We start from the raw sequence: 2,933 nt of genomic DNA on the forward strand, positions 1-2,933 counted from the left end.
AACTAGCTTATTGATAATCTTGTGTTCTTCGTTAGTAATAATCCAATCAGCAAGTATTTGTGCTACACTATGTTTGAGTACATTCTTTATCCGCTCATAATTTCGAAACGATAGCTCCCCATCACTAATCGTTAAACCAAGAAATTTATAGCCACCTTTATCCAGCTCTTCTATGTCTACGCGGAAGCCTTCTTGGGTCAGCGTTTTACAGTCGCGTTCCAACTTCTCCCTGATATTTTCGGTTGTTCCATTCAGGCCGATCGAAAGTAACTTCACCACCCTCACTCCCTTCTCATATAGTATATGTTCAAGAGCTTATTTGCATACAATGAGAGCAGTGAAGTGTTTTACAATTTAGTTAACAATCTGAAGTTGGGTGTTAACCGCTTCCAACCATTCATTACGGTTTTTTACAACAAACTTAATTACTTTATCTTGAATAGTAACAACTTTTAATACGTTTGGTATGATGAAAAAAGTCTTTTCTGCCAGCAGTTCCTTAATATGAGTTAATGGTACTTCGTCCATATATTTATTGGTTATACTAAGCGCATACCCAACAAAAACCAAGCGACGATCTGTCAAGTAGAGGGCTCCGTTTAATACATCTCCGTTACAAGTATAACTGGCATGATCTTTTTTGATAATGACTTCATCCAACTCTAACGGAAAGCTGTACATGTTTACCACTCCTTACACTTGCCGTGCATTTTCAGGTACAACCAAAAACTCAACATCCGGGTTACGCTCCATAACCCATTTAAGCTGCCACTCATTACTAATCAAAGCAACTGGTCTATCTTTTATATCCACGATTAATAGACCATTGTCCATGTTTTTTAAATTTTTTACATCAAGGTTTGGACCATAGAGCCAGCGGGCAATAGAATATGGTAGTCTGTTCATGAGAATATCTACTCCATATTCGTGTTTTAGGCGGTACTCAAGCACTTCAAACTGCAATGAACCGACGACACCAACAATAAATGATTCCACCGGATAATCTGGTTGGCGAAATACCTGAACAGCTCCTTCTTGGGTAAGCTGGGTCATACCTTTGATAAATTGCTTGCGTTTCATAGTATCTTTAGCTTGAACCCTGGCAAATTGCTCAGGCGGAAATACAGGAAAGTCGCGGAAGGTAAAATTAGAACCTTCTTGGCACAAAGTATCACCAATACCAAAAATTCCAGGGTCAAACAAGCCAACAATATCTCCAGGATATGCCTCTTCTATGATGGTTCGTTCCTGAGCCAAAAATTGCTGTGGTTGGGCAAGTTTTACTTGCTTTCCTGACTGTGCATGAAATACAGTCATGCCCCGTTCAAATTTCCCGGAACAGATTCTGATAAAAGCCAGCCGGTCTCTGTGGGCAGGATTCATATTGGCCTGAATTTTAAATACAAACCCAGAAAACCTTTCATCATCTGGCGCAATAAGTCCTGCAGACGATTCTCTGGGCATAGGCGCGGGGGCAAGTTGTAAGAATTCTTCTAAGAACAATCTAACACCAAAATTAGTCATAGCACTGCCAAAAAACATTGGCGTGAGCTCCCCTTTGGCTACCTTTTCAAAATCAAATTCTTCGCCAGCCATGTCCAAAAGTTCTATATCATCACAAAGTGCCTGATGGATGCCCTCACCAAGAATTTCTTTAAACGCCGGGTCATCCACACTCCCTTGCGTTGATGGCAAAGCCCATTGCCCGTGAACACCACCACGTTCGAATAATTCAATCCGGGCCTGTTTGCGTATATAAATACCAGAATAATTACCATCAAGGCCAATCGGCCAGTTCATTGGGTACGCCCGAATACCGAGAACTTTTTCGATTTCTTCCATTAAGTCAAAAGGATTACGTCCATAGCGATCAAGCTTATTCACAAAAGTGAACACCGGTATTCCCCGTTGTTTGCAGACCTGAAACAACTTTTTTGTCTGGTCCTCGACGCCTTTAGCCGCATCGATAAGCATGACCGCACTATCAGCAGCCATTAAGGTACGATAGGTGTCCTCACTAAAGTCTTGGTGGCCAGGAGTATCTAATATATTAACCCGATAACCGTTATAATCAAATTGCAATACACTGGAGGTTACTGAGATACCACGCTGCTTCTCAATTTCCATCCAGTCAGATACGGCATGTTTCTGCGCCTTTCTGGCCTTGACCGAACCAGCAAGGCGGATGGCCCCACCATAGAGCAGCAGTTTTTCAGTTAATGTAGTTTTACCAGCGTCAGGATGGGATATAATAGCAAAAGTGCGACGTTTAGTAATTTCGGGAGCAATACTTGACATTTCTGCCTCCTAAAGTTAAATCTGTTAAAGTTACAGCATATCTTGTCCTATTTGCGGCCACTAGTCTTATCAAAACAGTTGCGGTTTTGTTCAAATAACGTAAACAGTACAATAATTTAATATACACCATTAATTAACAGTAGTCAATGCCACCTTACTGTCATTAGTGCTCGATATACCAGATTCCAAGTTATAATTGTAAACAAATGGTGTTAAAAATGGATTGACATAGTATTTATTGTACTATATAATTAAATTTGCAACAAAAGTTCATCGCGGGGTGGAGCAGTTGGTAGCTCGTCGGGCTCATAACCCGAAGGTCACAGGTTCAAGTCCTGTCCCCGCAACCAATGCTGGTGTAGCTCAGTTGGTAGAGCGTATCCTTGGTAAGGATAAGGTCACCGGTTCAATCCCGGTCACTAGCTCCATTAATTTCATATGGCGGCGTAGCTCAGTTGGCTAGAGCATTCGGTTCATACCCGAAGTGTCCGGGGTTCAAGTCCCTGCGCCGCCACCATAAAAACCTTGTCAATTGTGACAAGGTTTTTGTTTTGTATGATAAAATCTTCGGAATTGCAAATATTTAGGCTCTATAATAAATGTTGGGGTAACCAGTTCTACAACTGGAACTGCCT

At 41.4% G+C, this 2,933-nt stretch carries 2 protein-coding genes, 3 tRNA genes and 1 pseudogene; 3 read left to right on the forward strand and 3 right to left on the reverse strand.

Features of this window, described 5'->3' with window-relative positions; all coding sequences use genetic code 11:
* The 3 genes and pseudogenes from AC29Z1_RS13520 to AC29Z1_RS13530 form a co-directional block, all read right to left on the reverse strand.
* A pseudogene (locus AC29Z1_RS13520) lies at positions 1–276 on the reverse strand (putative sporulation protein YtxC); the annotation flags it as partial.
* A 78-nt stretch (positions 277–354) separates the two neighbouring features.
* On the reverse strand, positions 355–681 hold the full coding sequence (locus AC29Z1_RS13525) for a PH domain-containing protein (RefSeq protein ID WP_488271982.1): 327 nt from the start codon (positions 679–681) through the stop codon (positions 355–357).
* Between the two features lie 12 nt (positions 682–693).
* Positions 694–2,298 carry a peptide chain release factor 3 gene (locus AC29Z1_RS13530; RefSeq protein WP_488271983.1) on the reverse strand — a complete coding sequence of 535 codons (1,605 nt, stop codon included), beginning with the start codon at positions 2,296–2,298 and terminating at the stop codon, positions 694–696.
* A gap of 274 nt (positions 2,299–2,572) precedes the next feature.
* Here AC29Z1_RS13530 and AC29Z1_RS13535 point away from each other — a divergent pair.
* The 3 genes from AC29Z1_RS13535 to AC29Z1_RS13545 all read left to right on the forward strand — a co-directional run bounded on the left by AC29Z1_RS13535 (position 2,573) and on the right by AC29Z1_RS13545 (position 2,815).
* Positions 2,573–2,648: transfer RNA gene (locus AC29Z1_RS13535), tRNA-Met, on the forward strand.
* Positions 2,649–2,650: 2 nt separating this feature from the next.
* A tRNA-Thr gene (locus AC29Z1_RS13540) sits at positions 2,651–2,726 on the forward strand.
* 12 nt (positions 2,727–2,738) lie between these two features.
* A tRNA-Met gene (locus AC29Z1_RS13545) sits at positions 2,739–2,815 on the forward strand.
* Positions 2,816–2,933: the final 118 nt, after the last annotated feature.

The organism is Sporomusa sp., assembly GCF_057736855.1.